This is a genomic window from Terrabacter sp. C0L_2 (assembly GCF_036352015.1).
In the GTDB taxonomy this organism is placed as follows: Bacteria; Actinomycetota; Actinomycetes; order Actinomycetales; family Dermatophilaceae; genus Terrabacter; species Terrabacter tumescens.
In genome coordinates this window covers 549,288-575,748 of sequence record NZ_CP143557.1, presented here as the reverse complement: position 1 = coordinate 575,748, position 26,461 = coordinate 549,288, and the positions used below count along the sequence as shown (strand labels likewise).

20 protein-coding genes and 1 pseudogene are annotated in these 26,461 nt (G+C 71.7%); 11 read left to right on the top strand and 10 right to left on the bottom strand.

Features of this window, described 5'->3' with window-relative positions:
• Positions 1 to 21 precede the first annotated feature (21 nt).
• Entirely contained in the window at positions 22 to 1,053 is a 1,032-nt protein-coding gene (locus U5C87_RS02665) for a LacI family DNA-binding transcriptional regulator (protein WP_330475097.1), read from the bottom strand.
• Between the two features lie 226 nt (positions 1,054 to 1,279).
• On the opposite strand from U5C87_RS02665, the gene U5C87_RS02660 reads away from it, so the two are divergent.
• Complete coding sequence (locus U5C87_RS02660) at positions 1,280 to 6,400, top strand: GH92 family glycosyl hydrolase (protein ID WP_330475096.1); 5,121 nt, start codon at positions 1,280 to 1,282, stop codon at positions 6,398 to 6,400.
• A gap of 95 nt (positions 6,401 to 6,495) precedes the next feature.
• On the opposite strand, the gene U5C87_RS02655 is transcribed toward U5C87_RS02660, so the two are convergent.
• Positions 6,496 to 6,906 carry a DUF3224 domain-containing protein gene (locus U5C87_RS02655; RefSeq protein ID WP_330475095.1) on the bottom strand — a complete coding sequence of 137 codons (411 nt, stop codon included), beginning with the start codon at positions 6,904 to 6,906 and terminating at the stop codon, positions 6,496 to 6,498.
• Between the two features lie 139 nt (positions 6,907 to 7,045).
• Here U5C87_RS02655 and U5C87_RS02650 point away from each other — a divergent pair, with 139 nt between their 5' ends.
• A complete protein-coding gene (locus tag U5C87_RS02650; protein ID WP_330475094.1) occupies positions 7,046 to 7,888 on the top strand; it encodes a DUF4118 domain-containing protein in 843 nt (280 codons plus the stop codon).
• 74 nt (positions 7,889 to 7,962) lie between these two features.
• On the opposite strand, the gene U5C87_RS02645 is transcribed toward U5C87_RS02650, so the two are convergent.
• The gene (locus tag U5C87_RS02645; RefSeq protein ID WP_330475093.1) at positions 7,963 to 8,760 is read right to left on the bottom strand and encodes a deoxyribonuclease IV; all 798 of its coding nucleotides are present in this window, start codon (positions 8,758 to 8,760) and stop codon (positions 7,963 to 7,965) included.
• Positions 8,761 to 8,840: 80 nt separating this feature from the next.
• Between U5C87_RS02645 and U5C87_RS02640 the strand changes: the two genes are divergently transcribed.
• Together U5C87_RS02640 and U5C87_RS02635 are read left to right on the top strand one after the other, a co-directional pair.
• The gene (locus U5C87_RS02640; protein ID WP_330475092.1) at positions 8,841 to 10,388 is read left to right on the top strand and encodes an MFS transporter; all 1,548 of its coding nucleotides are present in this window, start codon (positions 8,841 to 8,843) and stop codon (positions 10,386 to 10,388) included.
• A 69-nt stretch (positions 10,389 to 10,457) separates the two neighbouring features.
• The gene (locus U5C87_RS02635) at positions 10,458 to 10,994 is read left to right on the top strand and encodes a DUF4395 domain-containing protein (RefSeq protein WP_330475091.1); all 537 of its coding nucleotides are present in this window, start codon (positions 10,458 to 10,460) and stop codon (positions 10,992 to 10,994) included.
• Between the two features lie 13 nt (positions 10,995 to 11,007).
• Here the strand turns inward: U5C87_RS02635 and U5C87_RS02630 are convergent, their stop codons facing one another.
• Together U5C87_RS02630 and U5C87_RS02625 are read right to left on the bottom strand one after the other, a co-directional pair.
• Positions 11,008 to 11,994 (bottom strand): LLM class F420-dependent oxidoreductase, encoded by a 987-nt coding sequence (locus tag U5C87_RS02630; protein ID WP_330475090.1) that lies wholly within the window; start codon positions 11,992 to 11,994, stop codon positions 11,008 to 11,010.
• An 83-nt stretch (positions 11,995 to 12,077) separates the two neighbouring features.
• A complete protein-coding gene (locus U5C87_RS02625; protein WP_330475089.1) occupies positions 12,078 to 12,806 on the bottom strand; it encodes an MBL fold metallo-hydrolase in 729 nt (242 codons plus the stop codon).
• Between the two features lie 150 nt (positions 12,807 to 12,956).
• Here U5C87_RS02625 and U5C87_RS02620 point away from each other — a divergent pair, with 150 nt between their 5' ends.
• Positions 12,957 to 13,505: a type 1 glutamine amidotransferase domain-containing protein gene (locus U5C87_RS02620; RefSeq protein ID WP_330475088.1), complete on the top strand. Its 549-nt coding sequence runs from the start codon at positions 12,957 to 12,959 to the stop codon at positions 13,503 to 13,505.
• Between the two features lie 12 nt (positions 13,506 to 13,517).
• Here U5C87_RS02620 and U5C87_RS02615 read toward each other — a convergent pair whose 3' ends face one another.
• On the bottom strand, positions 13,518 to 15,122 hold the full coding sequence (locus U5C87_RS02615; RefSeq protein WP_330475087.1) for an LLM class flavin-dependent oxidoreductase: 1,605 nt from the start codon (positions 15,120 to 15,122) through the stop codon (positions 13,518 to 13,520).
• Between U5C87_RS02615 and U5C87_RS02610 the strand changes: the two are divergent.
• A pseudogene (locus tag U5C87_RS02610) lies at positions 15,121 to 16,475 on the top strand (M20/M25/M40 family metallo-hydrolase). The gene U5C87_RS02615 and the pseudogene U5C87_RS02610 sit on opposite strands and share 2 nt — an antisense overlap.
• A 33-nt stretch (positions 16,476 to 16,508) precedes the next feature.
• Positions 16,509 to 17,963, top strand: a complete 1,455-nt coding sequence (locus tag U5C87_RS02605) for an MFS transporter (protein WP_330475085.1) — start codon at positions 16,509 to 16,511, stop codon at positions 17,961 to 17,963.
• A gap of 4 nt (positions 17,964 to 17,967) precedes the next feature.
• Here U5C87_RS02605 and U5C87_RS02600 read toward each other — a convergent pair whose 3' ends face one another.
• A complete protein-coding gene (locus U5C87_RS02600; RefSeq protein WP_330475084.1) occupies positions 17,968 to 19,218 on the bottom strand; it encodes a DUF2786 domain-containing protein in 1,251 nt (416 codons plus the stop codon).
• A 716-nt stretch (positions 19,219 to 19,934) separates the two neighbouring features.
• Here U5C87_RS02600 and U5C87_RS02595 point away from each other — a divergent pair.
• The gene (locus U5C87_RS02595) at positions 19,935 to 20,639 is read left to right on the top strand and encodes an SPFH domain-containing protein (RefSeq protein ID WP_330475083.1); all 705 of its coding nucleotides are present in this window, start codon (positions 19,935 to 19,937) and stop codon (positions 20,637 to 20,639) included.
• A gap of 53 nt (positions 20,640 to 20,692) precedes the next feature.
• On the opposite strand, the gene U5C87_RS02590 is transcribed toward U5C87_RS02595, so the two are convergent.
• Both U5C87_RS02590 and U5C87_RS02585 read right to left on the bottom strand, forming a co-directional pair.
• Complete coding sequence (locus U5C87_RS02590) at positions 20,693 to 21,133, bottom strand: nuclear transport factor 2 family protein (RefSeq protein ID WP_330475082.1); 441 nt, start codon at positions 21,131 to 21,133, stop codon at positions 20,693 to 20,695.
• Between the two features lie 44 nt (positions 21,134 to 21,177).
• Positions 21,178 to 22,839 (bottom strand): HNH endonuclease signature motif containing protein, encoded by a 1,662-nt coding sequence (locus tag U5C87_RS02585; protein WP_330475081.1) that lies wholly within the window; start codon positions 22,837 to 22,839, stop codon positions 21,178 to 21,180.
• Between the two features lie 80 nt (positions 22,840 to 22,919).
• Here U5C87_RS02585 and U5C87_RS02580 point away from each other — a divergent pair, with 80 nt between their 5' ends.
• The 3 genes from U5C87_RS02580 to U5C87_RS02570 all read left to right on the top strand — a co-directional run bounded on the left by U5C87_RS02580 (position 22,920) and on the right by U5C87_RS02570 (position 26,020).
• Complete coding sequence (locus U5C87_RS02580; protein WP_330474992.1) at positions 22,920 to 23,879, top strand: IS1595 family transposase; 960 nt, start codon at positions 22,920 to 22,922, stop codon at positions 23,877 to 23,879.
• Between the two features lie 156 nt (positions 23,880 to 24,035).
• The gene (locus U5C87_RS02575) at positions 24,036 to 24,770 is read left to right on the top strand and encodes an alpha/beta hydrolase (RefSeq protein WP_330475080.1); all 735 of its coding nucleotides are present in this window, start codon (positions 24,036 to 24,038) and stop codon (positions 24,768 to 24,770) included.
• Entirely contained in the window at positions 24,767 to 26,020 is a 1,254-nt protein-coding gene (locus U5C87_RS02570) for an ATP-grasp domain-containing protein (RefSeq protein ID WP_330475079.1), read from the top strand. Before U5C87_RS02575 ends, U5C87_RS02570 begins: the two co-directional genes overlap by 4 nt.
• Here U5C87_RS02570 and U5C87_RS02565 read toward each other — a convergent pair.
• Positions 26,013 to 26,279 (bottom strand): hypothetical protein, encoded by a 267-nt coding sequence (locus tag U5C87_RS02565; RefSeq protein WP_330475078.1) that lies wholly within the window; start codon positions 26,277 to 26,279, stop codon positions 26,013 to 26,015. The two genes, U5C87_RS02570 and U5C87_RS02565, sit on opposite strands and share 8 nt — an antisense overlap.
• Positions 26,280 to 26,461: the final 182 nt, after the last annotated feature.

Below are 26,461 nucleotides of genomic sequence, written 5' to 3'. Positions count from 1 at the left end.
TGGGGGCTCGGGGACGGTCGACTAGCGGTTCAGGGCGGCACGTCGCAGGCCCGAGGCGCGCACGATGAGCCGGGTCGGCATGACGACGGTCTGCGCCGGCGACTCGTCGCCGAGCAGGCGGGCGAAGAGCTGTTGGGCGGCCTTCTGTCCCATGGCCGCCGGGTCCTGGTGCACGACGGTGACCGGTGGGTCGATGAGCGCCGCGAGCTCGAAGTCGTCGAAGCCGACGAGCGAGAGCGGCAGTCGCTGCTCGCGCAGCGCGAGCAGCACGGCGAGGGTGATCCGGTTGTTGCCGGTGATGACGGCGGTGATGGGCTCCGGCCCCCGGGACCACGGGACGAGGGTCTCCTGCACCGAGCCGGAGCTGTGCGGGCCCATCGAGACGCGGGGGCTGCCCGGGAGGCCGAGCCCCTCGTGGGTCGCGACGAACGCGTCGCGCCGCTGGCGGGCCGTCCAGAAGGCGGGGTCGTCGCCGAAGAAGGCGATGTTGCGGTGGCCGTGGGCCACGAGGTGCTCGACGGCGCTGCGGATGCCGCCGTGGTTGTCGCTGAGGATCGTGTCGCGCGGCGTGCCGCGGACCGGCCGGTCCATGTAGACGATCGGGGTGTGGCTCGCCTCGAGGACGGCGTCCGACGACGCGCTCTCGTCGGCGGGCACCACGACGATGCCGTCGACCCGGCGGTTGACGAGCGCCTCGATGACGGCGCGCTCCCGCGACGGCGAGCCCTCTGCGGAGGCCGTGATGAGCTGGTGCTGACGGATGCGGGCCTCGCGCTCGACAGCCGCCCCGACCTGTGAGTAGAAGGGGTTGGCGAGGTCCTCGACGACGAGCGCGATGGTGAAGGTGCGGCCCTGTCGCATGAGGCGGGCGCCGTCGTGGCGCCGGAAGCCGAGTCGCTCGATGACGGCGCGCACGCGCTCGGCCGTGTCGGGGCGCACGCCCGGCTCGTGGTTGACCACGCGCGAGACGGTCTTGACGGAGACGTGGGCCTCGGCGGCCACGTCGGCCATGGTCGGGCGGACCACTGTCCGGTGGTCAGACAACGCTGTCATGCCCGCAGTCTGACCACTGCGCGCTCCGGTTGGCAACGCGAGAGGGGTCCCAGCCCGACCGGGACGCCCTGTTCTGTCCGATCCGATGTCCTGACCGGACAGGATCGGTTCGGGGTGTTGACGCCCTTTGTCCCGTGCGGCAAGTCTCGCCGGGTCGGAGGCGGCTCGGGGTCGTCGGCGCCGACCTCACATTCAGCACGGCTCAACGACGAGCACGGAGGAACTCATGCCCAAGAGATCCGGGATCCACAGAGGCGTCATAGCCCTGGCAGTCCTGGCCACGTCGACCGCGGGCGCGGTCGCCGGTCCCGCCCAGGCGGACGCCCTCGGCAGCTCTGCCACGGCGCCGCTCTCAGCCCCTGCCGCCGCCGACGGCGCGGGTGACTTCTCGACCTCGTTCGAGGCCGGTCAGCCGCAGCCGGAGCTGTCCACCGTCGAGGTGGGTGGCAGCGGCCCGCGCCAGCAGAACGTCTCCGGCACCGCGAGCGCCGACGGCAGCCTCCTCGGCTCGGTCGTCGGCGTCACCGCGAGCGCGGAGAACACGCCCGGTGAGGTGGCGGCCAACCTCGCCGACGCCAACCCGGACAGCAAGTGGCTCGCCTTCGCCTCGAGCGCGTGGGTGCGCTACCAGCTCGGCACCCCCGCCAAGGCGGTGCGCTACTCGCTGACGTCGGCCAACGACTCGCCCGAGCGCGACCCCAAGGACTTCACCCTCCAGGGCTCGACCGACGGCACGACGTGGACCGACCTCGACCGCCGGACCGGCATCGACTTCTCGGGCCGCTTCGCCAAGCGCACCTTCGACGTCACGACGCCGGGGACGTACGCGTACTACCGGCTCAACGTGACCGCGGTCCACTCCGGGGGCATCGTCCAGCTCGCCGACTGGGACCTCTCGGACGGCAGCACCGGGTCCGGCCCGGCCACGCCGATGCGGACGGTCGTCGGCTCCGGCCCGATCTCCGGCTTCAACATCAAGCCGCTCGTCGGCTGGACCGGCGTCAAGGCGCTGCGCTACTCCGGAGGCCACACCGCCGACGGCCGCGGCTACGCCTGGAACCGGCTCTTCGACGTCGACCTGCCGGTCACCGCGCAGACCCGCCTCAGCTACAAGATCTTCCCCGACATGATCGCCGGGGACCTGAAGTACCCGTCGACGTATGCCGCGCTCGACGTCCGCTTCACCGACGGCACCTACCTGTCCGACCTCGGCGCCGACGACCAGCACGGTGTCGCCGCGAGCCCGAGCGGCCAGGGCAAGGGCAAGATCCTCTACGCCAACCAGTGGAACGCCGTCTCGCTCGACGTCGGCAAGGTCGCCGCCGGCAAGACGATCGACCGCGTCCTCGTCGGCTACGACAACACCGGCGGCGCGACGAAGGACACCCGCTTCGGCGGCTGGATCGACGACGTCTCGGTGCAGGCGAACCCCGCGGTCATCGACGGCGCCGACCTCACCAACTACGTCGACGTGCGGCGCGGCACCAACGCGTCGGGCGGCTTCTCGCGTGGCAACAACCTGCCGATCAGCGCGGTGCCCAACGGCTTCACCTTCTTCACGCCGGTGACCAACGCCAACTCGCAGTCGTGGGAGTACTACTACCAGTCGGCGAACAATGCGGCGAACCTCCCTGTGCTGCAAGGACTTGCCGTCTCGCACGAGCCGAGCCCGTGGATGGGTGACCGCAACCAGATGTCGGTCATGCCGTCCGTGGCGGCCGGCACGCCGACGGGAAGCGCGTCCGGTCGCGGCCTCGCCTTCGACCACGCGACCGAGGTGGCCCACCCCGACTACTACAAGGTGGCCCTCGCCGGCGGCCTCACCGCCGAGACGGCCCCGGCCGACCACGGCGGCGTCTACCGGTTCACCTTCCCGGCCTCGGCCGCCAAGGGGCACCTCGTCGTCGACACCATCGACGACAACGGCACCTTCACCGTCGACGCGGCCACCGGCACGATGACCGGCTGGGTCGACAACGGCAGCGGGCTGTCCGCCGGACGCAGCCGGATGTTCGTCTACGGCACGTTCGACCGTGCGGCCACGGCCGTCGGTACCGCTCCGAACGGCCACGCGGGCACCCGCTACGCGACGTTCGACACGAGCACCGACAAGCAGGTCACGCTCAAGCTCTCGACGTCGTTCATCTCGCTCGACCAGGCGAAGAAGAACCACGCCCTCGAGCTGGCGAGCCGCAACTTCGACGCGGTGCGCGCCGCGGCCAAGCAGGCCTGGAACGCCCGCCTCGGCGTCGTCAGCGTCAAGGGCGCCAACGACTCCGAGCGCACGACGCTCTACTCCAACCTCTACCGCCTCAACCTCTACCCGAACAGCCAGTTCGAGAACACCGGCACCGCTGCGGCTCCGCGCTACCAGTACGCGAGCCCCGTTGCGGCCAAGTCGGGTTCGGCCACCGCGACGACGACGAACGCCGCCGTCAAGGACGGCAAGATCTACGTCAACAACGGCTTCTGGGACACCTACCGCACGGTGTGGCCGGCCTACAGCTTGCTCTACCCGGAGGTGGCGTCCGAGATCGCCGACGGCTTCGTGCAGCAGTACCGCGACGGCGGCTGGGTCGCCCGGTGGAGCTCGCCCGGCTACGCCGACCTCATGACGGGCACTAGCTCCGACGTGGCGTTCGCCGACGCGTACGCGAAGGGCGTCAAGCTGCCCGACCCGCTCGCGGCATATGACGCGGCCGTGAAGAACGCGACGGTGCTCCCGACGTCGAGCGCCGTGGGGCGCAAGGGTCTCGACACCTCCACGTTCCTCGGGTACACGAGCACCAACACCGGTGAGAGCGTGTCGTGGGGTCTCGAGGGGCTCGTCAACGACTTCGGCATCGGGACCATGGCGGCCAAGCTCGCCAAGGACCCGGCCACGCCGGAGGCGCGACGCGCCCAGCTCACCGAGGAGTCGAAGTACTTCCTCGAGCGGGCGACGCACTACGGCAACCTCTTCAACCCGAAGGTCGGCTTCTTCCAGGGCCGCGCCCCCTACGGCACGTTCCCGACGAGCTTCGACCCCGAGGACTGGGGCGGCGACTACACCGAGACCAACGCCTGGAACTTCGCCTTCCACGCCCCGTTCGACGGCAACGGCCTCGCCAACCTCTACGGCGGCCGCGACGCGCTCGCGAAGAAGCTCGACACGTTCTTCGCGACGCCCGAGACGGCGACCAAGCCCGGCGGCTACGGCGGCGTCATCCACGAGATGCTCGAGGCACGTGACGTCCGCATGGGGCAGCTCGGCCAGAGCAACCAGGTGAGCCACCACATCGCGTACATGTACGACTGGACCGGCCAGCAGTGGAAGACGGCCGAGAAGGTCCGCGAGATCATGCGCCGGCTCTACGTCGGTGGCGAGATCGGTCAGGGCTACCCGGGTGACGAGGACAACGGCGAGATGTCGGCGTGGTACGTCCTGTCCTCGCTCGGCATCTACCCGCTCCAGGTCGGATCGGCCAACTGGGCCGTCGGCTCGCCGAAGTTCGAGCAGGTCACGGTCAAGCGCACGCAGGGCGACCTCGTCGTCAACGCGCCGGGCAACTCCGAGACGAACATCTACGTGCAGGGCCTGAGCGTCAACGGCTCCAAGCACAAGAGCGTCTCGATCAGCCAGGACGAGCTGACCGGCCCGACCACGGTCGACTTCGCGATGGGTGCCAAGCCCTCGGACTTCGGCTCCCGCGCCCAGGACGCCCCGCCGTCGCTGACGCAGGGCACCGAGGCGCCGAAGCCGCTCAAGGACGCGACCGGCCCCGGCCGCGGCACCGCGACGGCGACCGACCTCGCGTCGGGCGACGACGCCAAGGCGCTCTTCGACAACACGTCGCGCACCTCGGTGGCCTTCACGTCGGCCACGCCGTCGGTGACCTTCGCCCTCTCGGGCGTCGGTCAGCGGGCCACCTGGTACACCGTCACCTCGGGCCCGAAGGCCGGCGACCCGTCGGCATGGCGCCTCGAGGGCAGCAAGGACGACGGCAAGACGTGGCAGACGCTCGACACGCGGACGGCCCAGACCTTCCCGTGGCGGGTGCAGACGCGCCCGTTCGAGATCGCGCACACGGGCACGTTCACGACCTACCGCCTCGTGGTCACGGCCACGGCCGGTGGCGCGGCGCCCAACCTGTCCGAGCTCGAGCTGCTCACCGATGGCTCCAAGGCGCAGAACACCGGCATCAAGGTCTCGGCGGCCGAGCCGTTCGAGGTCGCCGAGGACACGGCCTGGACGGGCACCGTCGCGACCTTCTCCGGTGGCGTCGGCCAGGGCCAGGACCCGTCGGCCACGGCCAGGGCGACGATCGCCTGGGGCGACGGCACGACGTCGGCCGGCACCATCACGGCGGGTGACCTCGGGTCGTTCACGATCCGCGGGAGCCACACGTGGGCCGAGCCGGGGCCGTACCAGCCCAAGGTGACCGTCACGACGGCCAACGACAGCGGGTCGGCGCTCACCGACGCCACGGTGCACCAGGCGTCCAAACCTGCGTATGCCGCGGGGTTCGACTCCGTGTGCTTCGGCAACGTGGGTGACTCGGTCCCGTGCGACGGGGACCGCGCGGGCCTGTCCCGTGAGGCGCTCGTCGCCGCGGGCGGCATCCCGGGCAAGCTGCTGACCGTGCCGGGCACCGACCTGCGCTACTCGATGCCGGGCATCCCGGTCGGGGACAAGGACAACGCCACCGGTGCGGGGCAGACCCTCCCGGTGACCCTGGCCCCCGGGGCGACGAAGCTGTCGCTCATCGGCACGGCGACCCAGAAGAACCAGGACACCACCGCCACCGTCAACTTCACCGACGGCTCGAGCACGAGCTACAAGGTGCAGTACGGCGACTGGTGCGGCTCGCCGCAGTTCGGCAACACCGTCGCCATCCAGATGGCCTACCGCCTCAACGGCACGGGCACCGACGGCTGCCAGGTGAAGCTCTTCGCCACGGCGCCGCTCACCGTGCCGACCGGCAAGACGGTCGAGTCGGTGACGCTGCCGACGCAGACCGGTGACCCGAAGACGGCCGGGCGGATCCACGTCTTCGCCGTCGCCGACAACGGCTCGGCCCTCGAGGTCGCGGCCGGCGCCGACACCACGGCCAAGGCCGGTGCCGACACCGACGTCACGCTGGGCACGGCGAAGGGCGGCGTCCCGGCGTCGACCGGCTACACGGCCCGCGTCCAGTGGGGCGACGGCACCGTGACGGAGGACGCCACCGTCACGACCGCGTCGGACGGCACGGCGACCGTCAAGGGCGGCCACGCCTGGGCTGCCGCCGGCACGTACACGGTGCGCGTGCTCGTGTCCGACTCCCGGTCCGACGTGCTCGCCTCGCTGAAGGTCACCGTCGGGTAGCCGGGAAACCGGTGCCGGGGACACGCCCCCCTGCGCACCACCGATGACGGGCCACGGACCGGGTTGCGACACCCGGTCCGTGGCCCTCGTCCGTGTCAGCCGAGGTTGTCGAGGTTGTGGTCGAAGTCCATCCGGTGCGTGCTGTCTTCGTCGATGCGCAGGCGCACGGTGCCCTCGATGCCGACGAGCTCGTCGGTGCCGCTGCCCGGCACGATGAGGCCGTACTCGTGGGCCCGGTCCGTGCCGCTCGTCGACGCGGCGTGCACGAAGTTGAAGGCGCCGCGGCGCCCGTCGACGGTGCCCTCGAAGGACTCCATCGCGACGTACGTGCCGACGCCGGAGCCCTGGTCGAAGGCCGACGTGAACTGGGTGACGCTGCGACCGGCCACGTCGCCGGCATACGTCTTGCGCATGCGCAGGTGCCCCGTCGGCAGCGCCGTCGTGACGTCGGGGACGTAGTCGGTGACGTCGAAGTCGGACGTGGTGAAGGTCGAGGTGCTGAGCATGGGCCCGAACCTAGCGACGCCGGTCAGCCCCGGCTAGAACGTTCCCGACCTCGCGGTCGTCGTCAGGACGGCGTCAAGATCGCATCAGGATGGGTCCGACGCGCGGACGGCGCGCCCCCGGCGGGTGTTGCGTGGAGTCATGACCACCGACTGGCTCACCACCCACCGCAGGGCGACACGGTGGGGCGCCCTGCTCCTGCCGATCGTCGTGGGTGCGGTCCTCGGTCTCCTGCGCGACGCGCTCGACCCGAGCACCGCCGCGATGGTGCTCGTGCTCCCGGTGGTGGCCGCGGCCGCCACCGGCGACCGGTTCGCGGGAGTCATCGCCGCCCTCGCCGCCGCCGGCAGCTTCGACTTCTTCCTCACCGAGCCGTACTACTCGCTCTCGATCCACCGGCAGGCCGACCTGGAGCTCGCGGTCGCGCTCGTCGTGGTGGGGCTCGCCGTCACCGAGATCGCCCTGTGGGGGCGGCGCCAGCAGGCGACGGCGCAGCGGCGGGAGGGCTACATCTCGGGCCTCATCCACCTGCTCGACCTTCCGCCCGACACGACCGAGCAAGCCCGCGCCACCGCGATCGCGACCGCCATCACGACGGTGCTCGGCGCCGACCGGTGCGAGTGGGACCCGGGCCACCCGCGCTGGAACGACGCCGTCGTCGACGCGGACGGCCAGGTGAGGGCCGGAGGACGGCGCCTGCCCGTCGAGCGGGTCGGGCTGCCGACCGACGGCTACGCAGCCGTCGTCGTGCGTCGTGGCGAGGAGGTGCTCGGCCACTTCCGGGTGACAACCTCCACGCACGTCGTGCGCCCGACCGCGGAGCAGCTGCGCGTCGCGGTGCTCCTGGCCGACCGGATGGCCGACCGCACCCTGCATGCAGAAACGCCGCGGCCCGCCACCGAGGAGGGGATGGCGGGACGCGGCGTACGTGAGCGGGCGCGGCGGAACGGCATCGTCGACGACCCGACCGCAACCCCTGAGTAACCTAGGTGCCCGCGGGGGCCTGTTGGGTAAAGAGTGGGTCAGGAAATCCTGAGACCCGGCTGGGAACGACGGAATCAGTCGACCTGGGCCCTCAGCCATGCGATGTCGGCGGTCTGCCCCTCGAGTCCGCCGGGTGTTTCGCACACGACGGGCGCCCCTGCGGCACGGATCACACCGGCGACCGCGTCGCCGGCGATGTGCCCCGAGCCGAAGTTCGTGTGCCGGTCGGCGCCCGAGTCGAACTCGTCGCGCGAGTCGTTGGCGTGCACGAGGTCGATGCGGCCGGTGATGGCGCGCACCTCGTCGACGACGGTGCCGAGGTCGTTGCCGCCGGCGTGGGCGTGGCAGGTGTCGAGGCAGAAGCCCACCTGGTCGCTGCCCGCTGCCGTGCCGATGGCGTCCCAGAGCCGGGCGATGGCCTCGAGCCGGCGGGCCATGGCGTTGTCGCCGCCGGCGGTGTTCTCGATGAGGAGCGGCACGGGCAGGTCGAGCCCGTCGATGCACTTGCGCCAGTTGTCGAAGCCCTTGGCCGCGTCCTCGTCGACGCCGAGGTGGCCGCCGTGGACGATGACGCCCTTGGCGCCGATCTCGGCGGCGGCGGTCAGGTGCTGCTGGAGCAGCTTGCGGCCGGGGATGCGGATGCGGTTGTTGAGGCTCGCGACGTTGATCGGGTAGGGCGCGTGGACGTAGAGGTCGATGCCCGCGGCCTCGGCGTCGGCCCTGAGCGCGGCCGCGCCACCGGCATACCGGATGACCGGGCCCTTGTAGCTCTGCGGGTCGCCGAGGAAGAGCTGGGAGAGCGAGGCGCCCCGCGCCTTCGCCTCGGCGATGGGGTCCTCCTGGTCGACGTGCGCACCGATGTGTAGAGCCATGTGGTCAGCGTATGCCGCGTGGGCGACACCGATTCTGCGTGGCCGTGTCGAGGTGGGCCCGTCCCGGTCGACGTGTGGGCATGACGACACCCATCGAGACCCGGTCCGCAGGCACCTCTGCCTCCACCTCGACCGCCCCCGGACTGCCGAGCCGGCGCCGGTGGCTCGCGCTCGCGGTGCTGGCCCTGACGGCGCTGCTGCTGTCGCTCGACGTCAGCGTGCTCTACCTGGCGCTGCCCGAGCTCTCCGCCGACCTCGGCGCGAGCACGACGCAGCAGCTGTGGATGCTCGACATCTACTCCTTCGTCCTGGCCGGGTTCCTCGTGACGATGGGCGCGGTCGGCGACCGCATCGGCCGCAAGCGGCTGCTCCTCATCGGCGCGGTGGGCTTCGGTCTCGCGAGCGCCGCAGCGGCCTACGCGAGCAGCCCCGGCCAGCTCATCGTCTGGCGGGCCGTGCTCGGCATCGCCGGGGCCACCCTGATGCCGTCGACGATGGGCCTCATCCGCACGATCTTCACCGACGAGAAGCAGATGATGGCGGCGATCGGGGTCTGGTACTCGTGCTTCATGGGCGGCATGGCCGTCGGCCCGCTCGTGGGCGGCCTCCTGCTCCAGCACTTCTGGTGGGGGTCCGCGTTCCTGCTCGGGGTGCCCTTCATGGTGCTGCTCGTCGTCGTCGGCCGCCGGGTGCTGCCGGAGTCGGAGCGGCAGGCCGGGGCGCGGGTCGACGTCCTCAGCTCGGTCCTGTCGCTCGCCACGATCCTGCCGGTCATCTACGGCTTCAAGGAGATCGCGCGCGGCGGGAGCACCTCGACGGCCCTGCTGACGATGACGGCCGGCACCGTCCTGGGCATCGCCTTCGTCCGCCGCCAGCGCAGCATCGCCAACCCCCTCGTCGACCTGGCGCTCTTCCGCAGCCGTGCCTTCTCGACCGCGCTCGCCGTGATGCTCGTGGGAGGGGTCGTCATGGCGGGGGTGTCGTTCCTCAGTTCCCAGTGGCTCCAGCTCGTCGCGGGCCTCGACCCCCTCGGCGCCGGCCTGTGGATGCTCCCGGCCAACGTGGCCCTGCTCGTCGGGTCGGCGTCGTCGGCGCGGATCGCGCAGCGACTCGGCACCGGACGCACCATGGCGACGGGCCTGCTCGTCTGCGCGGCCGGACTCGTGCTCTACACGCAGGTCGGCCCGGCTCAGGGTCTCGGACTGCTCGTCCTCGGGATGTGCCTGACGTCCTTCGGGATCATGCTCCCGTCGACGTTGACGATGGGAGTCATGATGCAGTCCGCGCCGCCGGAGCGCGCCGGCTCGGTCGCGTCGATGTCCGAGACGTCGGGGGAGTTCGGGATCGCCGTCGGCATCGCCGGTCTCGGGTCGCTGGCGACGTTCGTCTACCGGGGGCAGCTGGGGCCGTATGCCGCCGCCCACGCCGGGGACGCCACGACCGCTGCGCTCGACTCCCTCGCCGGCGCCGTCCGCGCGGCGACGTCCCTGCCGGCAGCGGCAGGGCACGACCTCGTGACCGCCGCGCAGGCCGCGTTCACGACGAGCCTCGGCGTCGTGGCGGCCGTCGGCGCCGGACTCTTCGTGGTGTGCGCGGCCGTGGCGGTGCGGGTGCTCCGTGCCCGCTGAGGGGGCGGGACTGCGTCACATGGCGAGACGACTTGCATAACCAGACCTTATGCCGTCAATAATGTGTGGATGAGTTCCTCGCGCTTCCCCGCTGTCGTCGACGACGTGACCGTCCGGCTCATCGCGGCCGTCGTCCTCGTCGTCGGTGTCATCGCCCTCGCGACCTCGCAGTGGTGGCTCTATGCCGTCCTCGCCGTCGACTTCACCCTGCGGGCAGCGCTCGGACCCTCGGCCAGCCCGGTGGCCCGGCTCGTGCAGCGGTGGATCCGACCCTCCGTCTCCGCGGCCAAGCGACCCACGGCCGGCCCGCCCAAGCGGTTCGCGGCGACCATCGGGGCGGTCATGACGGTCGCCGCGACCGTGCTCTGGGTGCTCAGCCTCGTGACGGGGTCGACCGGCGCGATCGTCGCCGTGGTCGTCATCGGCGCCGTCATGGTGGTCTTCCCGGCGCTCGAGTCGGTCTTCGGCATCTGTGTCGGCTGCATCGCCTTCTCCGGCCTCATGCGCCTCGGCGTCATCCCCGAGGAGGTCTGCCTCGAGTGCGCGGACATCACGAAGCGCCGCGAGCGGATCCTCGCCGAGCGTGCGGAGCGCCAAGCCGCCTGAGACGCGAGCGGCCTCAGCCGGCGGCGGCGCGCAGCTTCTGCAGCAGGGGGCCGGCTGCCTCGTCGAGGAAGCGCTCCTGGGCGTCCCCGCCGACCTGCACGAGGGCGATGTCGGTGAAGCCGGCCTCCCAGTAGGCGCGCACGGCCTCGACGATCCTGTCGAGGTCGGGGCCGCACGGGATCGACTCGGCGACGTCCTCGGGACGCACGAACTGCGTCGCGCCGGAGAACCCGGCGGGCGTCGGCAGGTCGGAGTTGACCTTCCAGCCGCCGGCGAACCAGCGGAACTGCTCGTGGGCCCGCTCGACGGCGGCCTTCTCGTCGGGGTCCCAGCAGATCGGGATCTGGCCGATGGCGCGCGCCCCCGCGCCGATGCGCTCGGCGCCCTCGGTGCGGTTCCACGTGTCGACGAGCTCGGCCTCCGGCTGCACGGCGATCATGTGGTCGGCCAGCGGCGCGAGCCGCTCGATCGACAGGTCGCCGCTCACCGCGACCGCAACCGGCACGAGGATGTCGGGCAGGTCCCAGACGCGGGCGGAGTCGACGTCGAAGTACTCGCCGTGGTGCGTCACGAGCTCGCCGGAGTGGAGCTTGCGGATGATCTCGATGGCCTCGACGAGCATCTCCTGACGCGTCACGACGCCCGGCCACCCCTGGCCGACGACGTGCTCGTTGAGGCTCTCGCCGCTGCCGAGGCCGAGGGTGAAGCGCCCGTCGGCGAGCAGCTGCATCGTCGCGGCCTTCTGCGCGATGACGGCGGGGTGGTAGCGCATCGTCGGGCACGTCACGTAGGTCATGAACTCGACGCGCTCGGTGGCCTGGGCGACGGCGCCGAGCACCGACCACGCGTACGGGGCGTGGCCCTGCTCGGTGAGCCAGGGGGAGTAGTGGTCGCTCGAGACCTCGAAGTCGAAGCCTGCCGCCTCGGCTCCCACGGCCCACCGGACGAGGTCCTTGGGGCCGCTCTGCTCGGTCATCAGGGTGTATCCGAAGTTCGTCACACCTGCCCCTTACCCACTCCGCAGCACGCGGTGTCCAAGGTCTGTCCACAGTTGTGGATGAGCCTGTGGACCAGTCTCGCGCGTCAGCCGTCCGCTGTCGCGCGGTGCGCGGAGAGGAAGCGGCGGATCGCCTCACGCGGCCGGTCGCGCAACTCGGTGCCGTGGGTGAAGGCGGCGACGTCGTAGTCGAGCTCGCCGAGCTCGTGCGCCGTGCGCTGCGTCATCCGGAAGTCGGTGCAGAACGCCTTGACGGGCCAGCGCAGCCCCATGACGTTGAAGATCGCGTCTCCCGTGATGAGCGTGCGCGACTCCTCGTGGAGCAGCGACACGTGCCCGGGGGAGTGGCCCGGCGTGTGCACGACGCGCAGGCCGCCCGCGACGGGCAGCACCTCGCCGTCGACCATCTCGCGCTCCACCGTCAGCGGCTCGAAGTCGCGGCCCGGTCGGGAGAAGCGGTCGAAGAGGCGTCCCAGCAGGACGCTGCGGTCGCGCGGTGGCGAGGACCCCTCCATGGCGTATGCCGCGTCGTCGTGGTGGATCGTGAAGCCGCGGCCCGTCTCGCGAGCCACGTGCGCCGCCCCGCCGGCGTGGTCGGGGTGCGCGTGGGTGAGCACCAACCGGGTGACGTCGGACGGCCCGGCCCCGATGGCGCCCAGGGCCGCGATGACCTTGGGCCCCGAGCTCGAGAGGCCCATGTCGACGAGCGTCACCTGACCGTCGTCGTCGCGCAGGATGAAGCCGTTGACGAGGTCGCGCACGAGGGGGATGCGCCAGACGTTCGGCGCGAGCGGAACCACGAGGTCCTTGGCCATGCGCCGACAGTAGCCGCGACCGGCGTCACGTGCCCGGGCTGTCGAACCTCGGTGACACTCGCCGGTCGGGCGGGTAGGAGCCGAAGGTGGCGGTCGACGCCACAGCACCACCGAACGCCCCGCTCGTCGGGGCGAGCAAAGGAGGGCCACATGGCCAAGCGAGTCGCATTCCTCGTCGCGAGCGAGGGCATCGAGCAGGTCGAGCTGACCGAGCCGTGGAAGGCCGTCACCGACGCCGGGCACGAGGCCGTCGTCGTCAGCCCCGAGTCCGGCGAGGTGCAGATGTTCAACCACCTCGACAAGGGCGACACGAAGAAGGTCGACGTCACCGTCGCCGACGCGAAGGTCGAGGACTTCGACGCGCTCGTGCTGCCGGGCGGCGTCGCCAACCCCGACGCCCTGCGCACGGACGAGGCCGCTGTCGCCCTCGTGCGCGAGTTCGTCGCGTCGGGCCGGCCCGTGGCTGCGATCTGCCACGCACCCTGGACCCTCATCGAGGCGGACGTGCTCAAGGGTCGTCGGCTCGCCTCGTGGCCCAGCCTGCAGACCGACATCCGCAACGCGGGCGGCGAGTGGGTCGACGAGTCGCTCGTCGTCGACGGCAACCTCATCACGAGCCGCAACCCCGACGACCTGCCGGACTTCTGCGGTGCCGTCGTCGAGGCGCTCGAGCACGGGGCGGCCGCCAACCCGGCCTGAACCGCTTGTCGCTCAGCCGAACCCGTGCCTGGCCAGTGGGTGCAGCAGCTCGCGCTCCTCGTACGCCAGGTGTGACAGCAGGGTGTCGGTGAGCAGGTCGAGGGCGCGCTGGATCTCCTCCAGCGCGCCCTCGCCCGTCTGCCCGTAGCCGTCGGTGCCGACGAGCCCGACGAGGGCGTCGTCGACCTGCTCGAGCACGTCGGCGATGACGTGGTGCTCCTCCTCGAGCCGGTCGATGACGGCCCCGAGGTCGGGCTGGGCGGTGCGGAGGTGGACGAAGATGCTGCGGTCCTCGAGCGTGTGGTGCCCCGTGACGAGCCGGCAGTACGTCTCGCAGTAGGCGCCGAGCGTCCAGTTGTTCTGCCGCATCGCCATCGTGTTGATGACCGAGCGCGCCGCGCCCGTCGACAGGGCCCCGCGTCGCACCTGCCCGACGATGTCGCGCAGCTGGGCGAGCTCCCCGCGGAGGTGGTCGTGCACGTCGACGAGGTGCTGGGGCGCCGCCTGTTCGGCAGGTGAGTATGCCGCGTCGTTCGGCTTCGCGGTCACCGGACGGTCGTCCTCGCGCCAGGGCAGCGATGCGCTGAGGCGGGTGCCGTCGTCGGGCGTCGGACGGACCGTGAGCGGGGAGCTGTCGACGGGCGCGGGCGTAGCGGCGGCGGGTGGCTCGGCACCGCTGGCACCGCCGGCGCGGCCGGCGCGGCCGGCGCGGCCGGCGCGTCCGGACCGTTCGGCGTCGACGAGGTCACGCACGGCTGGGGCGACCTCCGCGGCATACCGGCGCAGCACGTCGGGGTCGTCGGTGCCGAGGACGTAGGTGCTCATGCCCTCGGTGAGGGTGAGCTCGGCGAGCTGCTCAGCCCAGTCGTCGGCCGTGCCGCGCAGGAAGCCGCGGCCCGTGCCGAACTGGCCGAAGACGTTGTACATCCGCCGGATCGACTGCGGCCCGCGACCGGCCCGGTCGGCCGCCTCGTCGATGACGGTGTTCATCCCGGCGAGGGCGTCGGGGTCGGCGTAGCCCAGGCTCGGCAGCCACCCGTCGGCGAGCCGGGCAGTGACGCGCAGCATCCGCGGCTTGTAGGCGCCGAGCCAGATCTCGACCCGGTGCACGGGGAAGGGACCGGCGTGCATGCCGGCGACCGCGTAGTGCTCGCCCCGGACGGTCACCGACCGGGCGCCGGGGTCGTCGGGGTCCTGGCCCCAGACGCCGCGGATGACGCGGATCGCCTCGACGAGCGCGTCGACCGCCTCCTTCGGCGAGCGGCGCTCGCCGCCGGCCGCGACGATGGCGTCCCAGAAGGCCCCGGTCCCCAGCCCGAGCTCGGCGCGGCCGCCGCTGATGATGTCGAGCGTCGCGACCTGCTTGGCGAGCCCGACCGGCGGCCGCAGCGGCAGGTTGGCGACGTTGGCCGCGACGCGGATCGCGCTGGTGCGGGCGGCGACCGCCGTGAGCAGCGTCGACGTGTCGAGGTGCTTGGCGTTGTAGGGATGGTCCTGGACGGTGAAGAGGTCGAGCCCCACGACGTCCGCGAGCTGTGCCAGCTCGAGCGTCTCGTGCACCCGTGACGCGTCGGGGCTCGCGAACACCCCGAACTGCAGCTCGTGCCCGTAGTCCATGCGGTCAGCGTGGCATACGCTCCGGGCCATGAACGGGGACGACGCCGCCGTCGAGGCGCTACGGGCACTGATCCGCATCCCCACGGTCTCCGACTGGGACCCCACCAAGGAGGACCGGTCGGCGTTCGAGGTGCTCCTCGCCGAGCTGCGCGAGCGCTTCCCCCGGCTGCACGCCGCGTGCGAGGTCGAGCGGATCAGCGGCGACGCCCTGCTCGTCCGGTGGCCCGGCCGCACGCGTGAGGACCCGGTCGTCCTCATGGCGCACCTCGACGTCGTGCCGGTCGACGACCCGTCGGCGTGGACGCACCCGCCGTTCGCTGCGGAGCTCGCCGACGGGCACGTCTGGGGCCGTGGGGCGCTCGACTGCAAGGGCTCGCTCGTCGCGACCTGCCAGGCGGTCGAGGACCTCGTGGCCGAGGGAGTGACGCCGGGCGGGACGTGTGGCTCTCGTTCGGCTGCAACGAGGAGGTGTCGGGGCGCGCCGCCAAGGACGCCGTCTCGATCCTGCGCGAGCGCGGCGTCGAGCCGTGGTTCGTCATCGACGAGGGCGGCGCCATCGTCCAGGGAGCCCTGCCCGGCGTCGACGCACCGATGGCCGTCATCGGTGTCTCCGAGAAGGGCACCGTCGACGTCGAGCTCACCGCGCGCGGGGACGGCGGCCACGCCTCGGCGCCCCGCCGGATGGGCGCCACGACCCGGCTCGCGAGGGCGATCCTGCGCCTGGAGCGCAAGCCCTTCCCGAGCCACCTGCCGGACGCCACCGTCGACATGCTCGAGCGTGCCGGCGCCCACGCGCGCATGCCGTATGCCGCGGTCTTCGGTCACGCACGCCGGCTGCGCCCCGTGCTCTCCCGGGTCCTCCCGCGGCTCGGCCACGAGACGGCCGCGCTGACGAGGACGACCGTCGCGGTCACCCAGCTCTCGGGGTCGCCGGGGGCGAACGTCATCGCCGCGACGGCCCGGGCCCACGTCAACATGCGCGTCATGGTGGGGGAGACGGTCGACGGGGCGATCGAGCGGATCCGCAGCACGGTCAAGGACCCCCACGTGGAGGTGTCGTTGGTCAGCGGCGACGAACCGAGCCCGGTGTCGCCGACGGACGACGCGGCATACGCCCTCCTCGAGTCGACGCTGGCGGACGTGTTCCCGGGGACGGTCGCCGTGCCCTACGTCATGCTCGCGGCCACGGACTCACGGCACTTCCACCGCGTGTGGCCGCGGGTCTACCGCTTCACGCCGTTCCGGATGACCGATGCCCAGCGCGCGTCGATCCACGGCGTCGACGAGCGCATCGGCGTCGACGACCTGCGGGACGGCGTCGCGTGGTACCGCCGTCTCATCGAACAGCTCTGACACCCAGCACCACTCCGCGAGAACAGGATCCGCATGTCAGACAGCACGGCCGTCTCCGACGCCGCCCGGGCCGTGGCCCGCAGCCCGATCACCAAGGTCGTCGGCTTCCTCATCTGCGTCGAGCTCGCGAGCGGGGTGCTGCAGGGCTACTACACGCCGATCTTCACCGACATCGCGCGGCACCTGTCGATCAAGGACGCCGACGTCAACTGGTTCGAGGCCGCGCAGCTCATCGTGTCGGCGCTCGTCGTGCCGCTGCTCGCCCGGCTCGGTGACCTCATCGGCCACCGCAAGGTGCTGCTGCTGTCGACGGTCGTCACCGCGCTCGCGTCGTGGGGCGTGGCGTTCGCGCCGAGCTTCGGGCTGTTCCTCGTCGCATGGGCGGTCCAGGGCTTCTACGTCGTGTGGCTGCCGATGGAGGTGGCGATCATCCACCGCCGGACCGGGGGAGCGGAACGGCGCGTGCGCGGTGCCGCCGGCCTGCTTGTCGCGGGACTCGAGCTGGGCGTCATCGCGGGAGCGCTGACGAGCGGTGCGCTCGCCGAGTCGCTCGGCATGACAGCGCTGCTCGCGCTGCCGGCGGTCGTCGTGACGCTCGCGCTCGTCGCGATCTGGTTCGGGATCGAGGAGTCGCCGGTGCTGGCCCACGGGTCGGTCGACTGGCGCGGCTTCTGGCTCGTCACGGCCGCGCTCGGCCTCGTCATGGGCGGCCTCGTCATGCTGCGGGTCCTCGGCCCGGGCAGCCCGTGGCCGTGGGTGCTCGTCGTGGCCGGCCTCGCGGCGTTCGTGCCGTTCGCCCGGGTCGAGCTGGCCCACCCGGAGCCGCTCGTCGACCTTCGGGTCCTCGGCGCCCGTGGCCAGTGGCCCGTGCAGGCGACGGCGTTCCTCTTCGGGGTGTCGGTGCTCGGGGCGCAGATCCCGCTGTCGACGTTCGCGCGCACCGACCCGGCCGTCACGGGCTACGGCCTCGGGGCCTCCGCCGGCAAGGTCTCGATCATCATCGGCGGCTACGTGCTCTCGCTCGCCGTCGGGGCGCTGCTGCTCCACCTGCTCGCGCACCGCACCGGCACGCGGGTGGCGATGGTCATGGCGGCGGTGCTCGTCGCCGTGGGCTACCTGCTCTTCCTGCCCTTCCACGACACGCTCGCCCAGACGATGACGAACATGGTCATCGCCGGTCTGGGCTCGGGCGCGCTCGTGGCGGGTCTGCCGACCGCGGCGGCGGCCCAGGCGCCGCCGACCCACACCGGCCTGACGACGGGCATGACCAACACGACCAAGACCATCGGTGGCGCCTTCGCCTCGAGCGTCTTCGCCATCGCGCTCGCCTCGACGGGGACGGTGGACGCCGAGGCCACGGCTCACGCGTCGCTGTCCGGCTACCTCACCGTGTGGGCGATCTGTGGCGTCACGGCCCTCGTCGCCGCGGTCTTCCTCGCCGTGGTCCGGGTCCCGACCCCGGCCGACGCGCCCGTGCCGGTGGTGTGACGGGTCAGGCCTGCACCCCTCGAGCCGTGCCGAGGTGCGCCCGGTCGGCGGCCGACCGGCCGTGGTGCCAGCCCTCGGCGTCGCGCGCCGCACTGACCCTCGCCTGACGGACCTCCGGGAACCAGGAGTCCAGCTGCTCGTCGACCTGCTCCGCGCGGGCGGCGAGCAGCGGCACCAGCTCACGACCTCCTGTGCCCTCCGCCACGGCGGTCTCCTCCTCGTGGGCCGTTGCCTCGTGCAGCCGCTCGCCGATGCGATCGGCGAACGCGGAGAGGAAGGACTGCCGGAACGACCGGGTGCGGCTGCCACCGTGCTGGTCGCTGCGCGACCCGGCAGCGGCCAGCGTGCGCGTGGCCTGGACGAGCAGCGAGGTGAAGAGCAGCTCGACCGACTCGAGGTCAGCCTCGAAGCCGACGACGGTGGCGAAGCCCAGCTCGCGCGACCACACCATCCGGCACCGGTTGGCCGAGGCGACGGCCTGCAGCAGGACGGCTTTGGGTCCCTCGTAGGGGTTGTCGACGCCGATGCGCCGGCCCTGGGGGCCGGTCCCGCCGTGGCCGTCTCGGGAGTCGCGGGACAGCAGGGCGGCATCGATGCTGTGCCGCGCCATGAGCGCCTGTGCTCCGGCCGTGAAGGTCTCGGCCTCGGCCTCGAAGGTCGTCGACTCGGCCTTGGCGAGCAGCATGCGGACGCGGCTGAGGATGCGCTCGTCGGCAGGGGGTGTCTGATCACCGCCTCCGGTCTGCGACGTGCCTGCCTCGGGCAGAGCCTGACCCGGCAGCGGTGTCAGCACCTCGAGCCGCGGCAGTCGGGCCAGCAGGTGGAGCACGGTCACCGACCGCGAGACGAGCGTGAACCAGTCCGTGCCGCCGGCGCGCAGCGCGTCCATCCAGGTGACCGAGCGAGAACGGGGTGAGCCATCGCTGAGCTCGCGCAGCTGCGCGACCCAGAGCCGGTCGATCGTCGCCGGTGCGTACTGGGCGAGCTCGTCGGTCATGACGTGCACGGCGATCTGTTGCTCCGGTGGGCCGAGACGCCGGCCGACGATGCGGTGGACGTCGGCGGGCTGCCAGCCGAGCTCCCAGGCGTGCGTCGCCGCGCGGGTCATCGCGTCGAGCAGGGACAGCACGGCGACGTGGTGCGTGCTCGGCGAGGCGCACATGGCCGCGACGCCGGCGACGACGTCGTCGAGCGAGTGCGCGTCTGCCCGGTCGAGGGCCGCGAAAGCCTCACCCAGCAGGTCACGCAGGACCACGCGCACCTGCTCGTCGGCAGGCAGGCCATGGTTCGTCGTGGCATCCGGTCGGTCGTCCGTGGACGCGGCGGAGGCATCTCCGAAGGACGGTGCGCTGCGGCCTTGGCGCGCACCGCCGTGAGCGCCGGCCGCTCCCGGGGTGCCCTGCGCACCCCGCCGCCTGCTGCGACTCGCCTTGCCCATGTGACCTCCTCGCGATGTCGTCCTCATGCTGTCACCCGGCCCACCGGTGATCCGCACCGCGGCAGGTGCCTGTGGACGACAGGGAGACCGGACGGAGGGGTGTGGACGGCTTGCGTGACGGACGGGTGCCGGAGTGTCTGACCTGCGGGCGGGCAAAACCATTGGCGCCCAGTCCCGCCGGCGCGTCATCCTTGGACCGCACGGGGCGGGCAAGCAGCCGAGGTGGCGTGCCACCGGAGGTCCTGCGCGTCGGACCCGCCCACGGATGCAGCGCTCTGTACAAGCGCCCACTCCAGGTAACGGTGCCCAGCACCAGAGGTTCGAATCCTCAGGGTGTCGTCGACCGTGTCCCGACGGGTGTCGCCCTGCGGGCCGGGACTCGAGCCCGGCCCCCGCGGCACGCGCTGCACGGCCGACGGCACCCGCTCGTGTCTGCGTCACCGCTCGTCAGTGCCCTGCCCGACGAAGCCTGTCCCACGAAGCCCGTCCCACCAAGCCCGTCCAACCGAACGACCCTGAAGGAGGTCGCCCGAATGTCCCTGATCCGCTTCACGATCCAGCCGCGCCACTGCGCGTTGCGCTACCGCCACGGCGTCCTCGAGCAGGTCCTTCCGGCTGGGCGGCACCGCCGTCGTGCCGGGCAGCGGCTCGTGGTCCTCGACCTGCGCGAGCGCCTGACCCAGGTCTCGCCCCAGGAGGTCCTGACGTCTGACGGTGTCTCGGTCCGCGTGTCCGCCGTCGTGCGGTGGGCAGTGGCCGACCCGGTGGCCTTCGTGGAGGTCTCCGAGGAGCCCGCTGCCACCGTCTACCTCGCGGCCCAGGTCGCCCTCCGTGACGCGCTCGCGACGTTGACGGCCGAGGAGCTCGTCGGTCGCGGTGCCGCCCTGCCGACTGCGCGCATCACGGCCGCCACGGCGGAGGTCGCGCGACGGGTCGGAGCCGATGTGACCGAGGTCGTCGTCAAGGACGTCATCGTGCCGGTGGAGCTGCGTTCTGCAGCGGCCGAGCTGGCCACGGCCCGGCGTCGGGGCGAGGCGCAGCTCGAGGCGGCCCGTGCCGAGACGGCCGCCCTGCGCTCGCTCGCGAACGGCGCCAAGCTGCTCGATGCGCACCCCGCGCTCGCCCGGCTGCGACTGGTGCAGGCGGCTCCGCCCGGCACGCGCATCGTCCTCGGGGTGTCGGACGCCGTGTCCGACGCGGTGGTCGTCGACGCGGTCGCGGACCGGCCGACCGACTAGCGCCCGACGAGCGCGACGAAATCTGCCCGCTTTCTGGGTCCGAACGCCCGGGCTCAGAAGGCGGGCAGCTCGCCCTCGCCCGGGGTGACGCGTCGCTCGGACTCCTCGATGGCCACGTCGTTGATGCTCGCCTCGCGGCGGCGCATGTAGCCGAGGTCGTCGAACTCCCAGAGCTCGTTGCCGTAGGACCGCCACCACTGCCCGGAGGCGTCGCGCGACTCGTACTGGAAGCGGACGGCGATGTGGTTGTCGGTGAAGGCCCACAGGTTCTTGCGCAGGCGGTAGTCCAGCTCGCGCTCCCACTTGCGGGTCAGGAACTCGACGACCGCGGCCCGCCCGACGACGTGCTCGCCCCGGTTGCGCCACTCGGTGTCCTCCGAGTACGCCCCGGCGACGCGCTCCGGGTCGCGGGTGTTCCAAGCGTCCTCGGCTGCCTGCACCTTGCGGCGCGCGGACTCCTCGGTGAACGGCGGGAGGGGAGGTCGTGGATCCATCGTCGGCTCCTCGGGGCGCTGCGGCAGTCAGCTCAGAGTACGGCTCAGAACGGAGGCGGTGGCACGTCGACCGGAGAACCGTCGGACGTCGCGGACGTCGCGGACGTCGCAGGCGTCGTGGGACGCGTGGCTGTCGCAGGCGGGTCAACTCCCTCACGCCAGTCCTTCGGGTGGGTGACGTAGGTGCGCCCGGTGAGGGTCGTCCACTCCAGACCCCCGTCGCCGACCGGTGTCGAGGTCCAGATGCCGTCGGTCTTGAGGTTGTGGTGCAGCCGGTGCTTGGAGCGGAGGTTGCCGACCGACGTCTCACCTCGGGGCCACGGTGTCTCGTGGTCGAGGTCGCAGCGGGTCGCGACCACCTCGCAGCCCGGTCCGCGACACCGGCCGTCGACGGCCTGCACGTGCTCGACCATCGCCGCGGTCGGCCGGTAGGCGCGCGTGGGTCGGCTCAGTGCCTCGCCGGTGCGCAGGTCGACCGGCAGGGTGCGCCAGACCGACCCGGGACGCGTCATGATCTCGCGGGCGTGAGCGGCGGTGACCCAGCCGTGGCCGGGGAGCTCGCACGCGGCGTCGGACGACCCTGTCGCGACCTCGAAGGGGACGATGAGCCAGACCAGGGCGGCCGGCTGACCCTTCGCCGATGGGCCCGGGACGGGCGGCTCGGAACGAGCGTGGGCGGCGCTCGCGGCCGCAGAGGTAGCGGTGCCAGACGTTGGGGGCGTACCGCTGCGCCGCTCGGGTGCGGGCGCCCCGTTCGCTGGCGCGGAGCTCCCGCCGTCCGGGCCGTCCGGGCCGTCCGGGCCGTCCGGGCCTTCCGGGCTGCTGCCCGCGCCGCTGGCTGGGCTGTTGGTCGGGCTGCTGGTCGGGCCACCCCTCGGGGTGTCGGTCGATGGGTGCGCCTCGATGCCGGCCTGCAGGACGTCGAGGTGGCTGCGCAGGAGTGCCTCGGTGGCGAGGTCGCAGCGGAGCTGGTCGAGCGTGCGGGGGTCCCCGGCGCCGCGGGCCGCCCGGGCCTCGGTGTCGAGGCGCTCCATGACCGCGGCGATCGCGTCGGCGTCGGTGAAGAGGGTGAGGCAGCCCATGCCGTCGGCGGTGAGACGGCCGAACACGCCTCGTCGCGACCGGGCGTGCGCCCGCCGCTCGTCGGACCCGCGCCCGTCGACCGAGGCGATCGCTCGACGCAGCCGCGTCACGAACGTGCGCTGCGCCACCGGCTGCCCGTCGCGGGACGGCGCGAGCACGGCCTCCTCGACGGCGGCCACGTCGGCGTCGGACAGCGCTGCCGTCTCCGAGGCGACCTGCAGCGCCCGGTGCAGCGACGTGGCGCCGGACCGCAGGGCGTCCAGCACCCTCCGGTGCCGGCGTGGGGCCGTCGCGAGCGACATACGCCGCGACACCTCGCCCAGACCGACCCCGGTCGCGAGTGCGATCTCCTCGGACGCGACCCGGTCGGCGGACGCGTGCAGCGACCCGCGGCTCAGCGCTAGCGTCTCTAGCTGCTGGGACTCGATCGTGTGGAGCCCGCCGTAGGCCGCGAGCAGCCGCGCCTCGACGCGCGCCTTCTCCCGCTCGAGCGAGGCGATGGTGCGCATCATCCGCTCGCCCATTGCCGTCAGGCTGCCCTGGACGTCGGCCATGGCCGCGCTGCGCACCTGGTCGTCCTCGACGGCGAGCAGGCCCGAGCGGGTGGATGCGACGTACGGCACGGCACCTCTCCTCTCGCCTCGGGACTCCTCAATTAGAACATGTGTTCTGCATATCTGCTTAGGTGAAGTAGCATCTGTGGATGACCACGAATCCGGTTCGGGGAGTGGACTACCCGGCGACGTACCAGCAGCTGCTGGAGTGGTTCCCGGACAACCAGTCGTGCCTGGACTACCTCGCGGGCCTGCGGTGGCCGGACGGGTTCATCTGCCCCAAGTGTGGGGCGCGGGAGTTCTGGCGCACCGGGGCCGGGTTGTGGATGTGCCGCTCGTGCGGGCGGCGCACGTCGGTGACTGCCGGCACGATCTTCGACCGGACCCGGACGCCGCTGTCGACCTGGTTCGCCGCGATCTGGTTCCTGACCTCGCAGAAGAACGGCATGTCAGCCCTCGGGCTGCAACGCGTCCTCGGGTTCGGCTCCTACGAGACCGCGTGGGCCTGGATGCACAAGCTGCGCCGGGCCATGGTCCGCCCCGAACGCGACAAGCTGTCCGGGATCGTCGAGCTCGACGAGACGATGATCGGCGGTGTCACCGCGAACAGTCATGGCGGCTACGGCGACAAGGTCGCCGTCATGATCGCCATAGAGCACAACGAAACCCGCCGCCTGGGCCGGGTCCGGCTCGCTGTCGCCGACCACCCCGGAACGTCCCAGCTCGTCGACTTCGCCACCACCGTCATCGAGCCCGGATCCACGGTCCGCACCGACGGAGCCCGCACCCTGCGCCGGCTCGCCGACCTCGGCTACACCCACGAGTTCACCCTCGGCTACTCCGCCCCCGACAAGGCCAGCGTCCTGCCTGGCGTGCACCTGGTCGCCTCACTGCTCAAGCGCTGGCTCATCGGCACCCTGCACTTCCGCGTCGAGGAGCAGCACCTGCCCTACTACCTCGACGAGTACACCTTCCGCTTCAACCGGCGGAACGCGAAGTCCCGCGGCCTGCTCTTCTACCCTCTGCTCGAGCAGGCCGTCGACACCGACCCCCACCGACTCAAGGACCTCCTCAAGCCCACAGAAACCGGCCTACCGGACTTCACCTAAGCAGATATGCAGAACATGTGTTCGAACATGGATCAAGAGATGCAGCCCATCTGTGGACAACGAATTCGCTTCGCGCACAGCCACATCCGCCACCCGACCAGCTGTCGACAGAGCGTCCGTCGTGCTCCTGTCACTGGCCGCGCATAGGGTCTGGACATGGCGCGGACGAGGATCACGGTCACCGGCACGCCGGTCGGCGACGTCGAGCTCTCCGTCGTCTCACCGGTGGGCACCCGGCGTGCTCATCCGCTGCCGCTCCTCGTCGCGCACGACGGCCCGGAGTACTCCCGCCGGGCACACCTGCTCTCGCGCCTGCGCACCGCGACGGCCGAAGGCAGGGTCCCGCCCACCCGGGTCGTCCTGCTCGAGCCCGGCCCCCGTAACGAGCGCTATGCCGCCAACCCCGACTGGGCCGACACGCTCGCCGAGCACGTGCTCCCGACGGTGCACACGGCATACGCCCTCGACGGCAGGCCGACCCTCATGGGAGCGAGCCTCGGAGCGCTCGCGTCGCTCCAGGCCGAGTGGCGACACCCGGGGACCTTCGGCGCGCTCTTCCTGCAGTCCGGATCGTTCTTCCGCAAGCGCGTCGACGACGAGGAGGACTTCGAGTTCTGGCACCGCGTCACCGGCTTCGTCAGCAGCGTCCGGCGCGTCCGGCGACCGCGCACCGACGCCCGCGTCGTGCTCACCTGCGGCCTCGACGAGGGCAACCTGACCAACAACCGGCAGATGGCGCAGACCCTCGCCGCGAGCGGTCACGACGTGTCGTTCGCCGAGCTGCCGGGCCGGCACGACTGGCGCTCCTGGGAGTCGGCCTTCGACCCGTTCCTGTTGACACTGCTGCAAGGATCGGGGTCACCCGGATCGTCGAGCAGGAGAGGCACATGACGCAGACGCGCAACCACCTGATCGGGCTGCTGCTGGGGGCCGAGGAGGACTGGCCCACCGCCTTCGAGGCGCTCCTCGCGCTCGTCGGTCCGATCACGACCGACGACGGCGTCACCCACGAGCTGACGAGCGAGCGGCTCACCATCGAGCCGTTCGACCTGCGCCAGCCGGTGCGCACCGAGCTCGTCATCGACCGCCTCGCCCACTGGTACTACCACCCGCGCGAGTGGCTCAAGAAGGCCGCGCTGATGAACGACACCTACCTGCTCAACAGCCCGTTCACCTTCCAGTCGATGGAGAAGCACAGCGCCTACGTCGCGCTGATGCGCCTGGGCCTCAAGGTCCCCGCGACGTGGCTCGTGCCCTACAAGAACCCTGTCGACAACGTGCGCTGGGCCTACACGAGCGCGAAGTACAACCGGCCCTTCGACCTCAAGGCCATCGCCAACGAGCTCGGCTACCCGATGTACATGAAGCCCTTCGACGGCGGCGGTTGGCGCGGCGTCTCGCGGATCGACGACGAGAAGGACCTCGTCAAGGCCTACGACGAGTCCGGCGAGATGCTCATGCACCTTCAGTCGACCGTCGAGTACGACCACTTCGCGCGTGCCCTGTCGATCGGTCCCGAGACGATGGTCATGGACTTCCGTCCCGAGCAGCCGATGCACAACCGGTATGCCGTGAGCTACGACTTCCTGCAGCCCTCCGCGGGCAAGCAGACCGCCGCGATCAGCCGCATCGTCAACGCGATGTTCGGCTGGGAGTTCAACTCGTGCGAGATGCTCGTCAAGGGTGACGACGTCTATCCCATCGACTACGCCAACGCCTGTCCTGACGTCGCCGTCACCTCGCTGCACTACTACTTCCCGTGGGCCATCAAGGCGCTCGTGCGCTGGTCGGCCTTCTGCCTCGTCACGGGCCGCAAGGGTCCGATGGACCTCGAGATGCGCCGCTACTTCGACGTGGCCGACCGCGACGACCTGGACGACGAGCAGAAGCTCGACGCCTATCTCGCCATCGCCGACGAGTACTTCGACACGGCCGCCTACTGGGCGTGGTGCGACCGCCACCTCTCGCACCTCGACGCGGCCGTCCTCGAGTGGGTGCAGTCCGACGCCTTCGACAGCCTGCTGCGCTCGACCGTCGTCACGACCTACCCCGCGCACGAGCGCGACAGGTTCATGGCGCACTTCGGCGGCCTCATCGGCCTGTGGGTCAAGGACGAGAAGTCGCGTCTCGCGGCTACCTGAACCGGCTCCCGGCGCGGATGCCTCGTTGGAGGCGCAGGTCGTCGCGCAGCGTCGGTGGCATGGGTAGCCTGCGCCTGACGAGCTCGGCGGCGTAGACCTCCAACGCGTCGAGCAGCACGCCGCGAGCGGACACCAGCAGGGCGGGGTCGACCTTGCCCGTCCTCAGGGACTCCACGTCATCGCGCACGGTGCGAACGGCCACCATCAGGTCCTCGAGCCGCGAGCCGGGTGGGGGCAGAGGCGTCAGGTCGCCGGGCATCTCCGACTCCGATCTGCCGGCGCACCGTGCGTCAACCTCGCTCCGAACCCTACGCCTGTCCGGAGTGGGCCGTCGGCGACGAACGGGGCGTACGGTGACGAGGAGACGTGACGGTCCGGCCAGGGCCGTCGGCGTCGGCAGACAGCAGAGGCCCGATCCTTGCGCGGTGTCGGTCCCAGCGG

Bases quoted from the DNA above. Each gene is read 5' to 3' on its own strand.
- U5C87_RS02660 (WP_330475096.1), top strand. From the start codon at position 1,280: ATGCCCAAGAGATCCGGGATCCACAGAGGCGTCATAGCCCTGGCAGTC.
- U5C87_RS02570 (WP_330475079.1), top strand. From the start codon at position 24,767: ATGACGCAGACGCGCAACCACCTGATCGGGCTGCTGCTGGGGGCCGAG.
- U5C87_RS02605 (WP_330475085.1), top strand. From the start codon at position 16,509: ATGTCAGACAGCACGGCCGTCTCCGACGCCGCCCGGGCCGTGGCCCGC.
- U5C87_RS02615 (WP_330475087.1), bottom strand. From the start codon at position 15,122: ATGGACTACGGGCACGAGCTGCAGTTCGGGGTGTTCGCGAGCCCCGAC.
- U5C87_RS02580 (WP_330474992.1), top strand. From the start codon at position 22,920: ATGACCACGAATCCGGTTCGGGGAGTGGACTACCCGGCGACGTACCAG.
- U5C87_RS02640 (WP_330475092.1), top strand. From the start codon at position 8,841: ATGACGACACCCATCGAGACCCGGTCCGCAGGCACCTCTGCCTCCACC.
- U5C87_RS02635 (WP_330475091.1), top strand. From the start codon at position 10,458: ATGAGTTCCTCGCGCTTCCCCGCTGTCGTCGACGACGTGACCGTCCGG.
- U5C87_RS02565 (WP_330475078.1), bottom strand. From the start codon at position 26,279: ATGCCCGGCGACCTGACGCCTCTGCCCCCACCCGGCTCGCGGCTCGAG.
- U5C87_RS02625 (WP_330475089.1), bottom strand. From the start codon at position 12,806: ATGGCCAAGGACCTCGTGGTTCCGCTCGCGCCGAACGTCTGGCGCATC.
- U5C87_RS02650 (WP_330475094.1), top strand. From the start codon at position 7,046: ATGACCACCGACTGGCTCACCACCCACCGCAGGGCGACACGGTGGGGC.
- U5C87_RS02620 (WP_330475088.1), top strand. From the start codon at position 12,957: ATGGCCAAGCGAGTCGCATTCCTCGTCGCGAGCGAGGGCATCGAGCAG.
- U5C87_RS02575 (WP_330475080.1), top strand. From the start codon at position 24,036: ATGGCGCGGACGAGGATCACGGTCACCGGCACGCCGGTCGGCGACGTC.
- U5C87_RS02665 (WP_330475097.1), bottom strand. From the start codon at position 1,053: ATGACAGCGTTGTCTGACCACCGGACAGTGGTCCGCCCGACCATGGCC.
- U5C87_RS02595 (WP_330475083.1), top strand. From the start codon at position 19,935: ATGTCCCTGATCCGCTTCACGATCCAGCCGCGCCACTGCGCGTTGCGC.
- U5C87_RS02655 (WP_330475095.1), bottom strand. From the start codon at position 6,906: ATGCTCAGCACCTCGACCTTCACCACGTCCGACTTCGACGTCACCGAC.
- U5C87_RS02590 (WP_330475082.1), bottom strand. From the start codon at position 21,133: ATGGATCCACGACCTCCCCTCCCGCCGTTCACCGAGGAGTCCGCGCGC.
- U5C87_RS02645 (WP_330475093.1), bottom strand. From the start codon at position 8,760: ATGGCTCTACACATCGGTGCGCACGTCGACCAGGAGGACCCCATCGCC.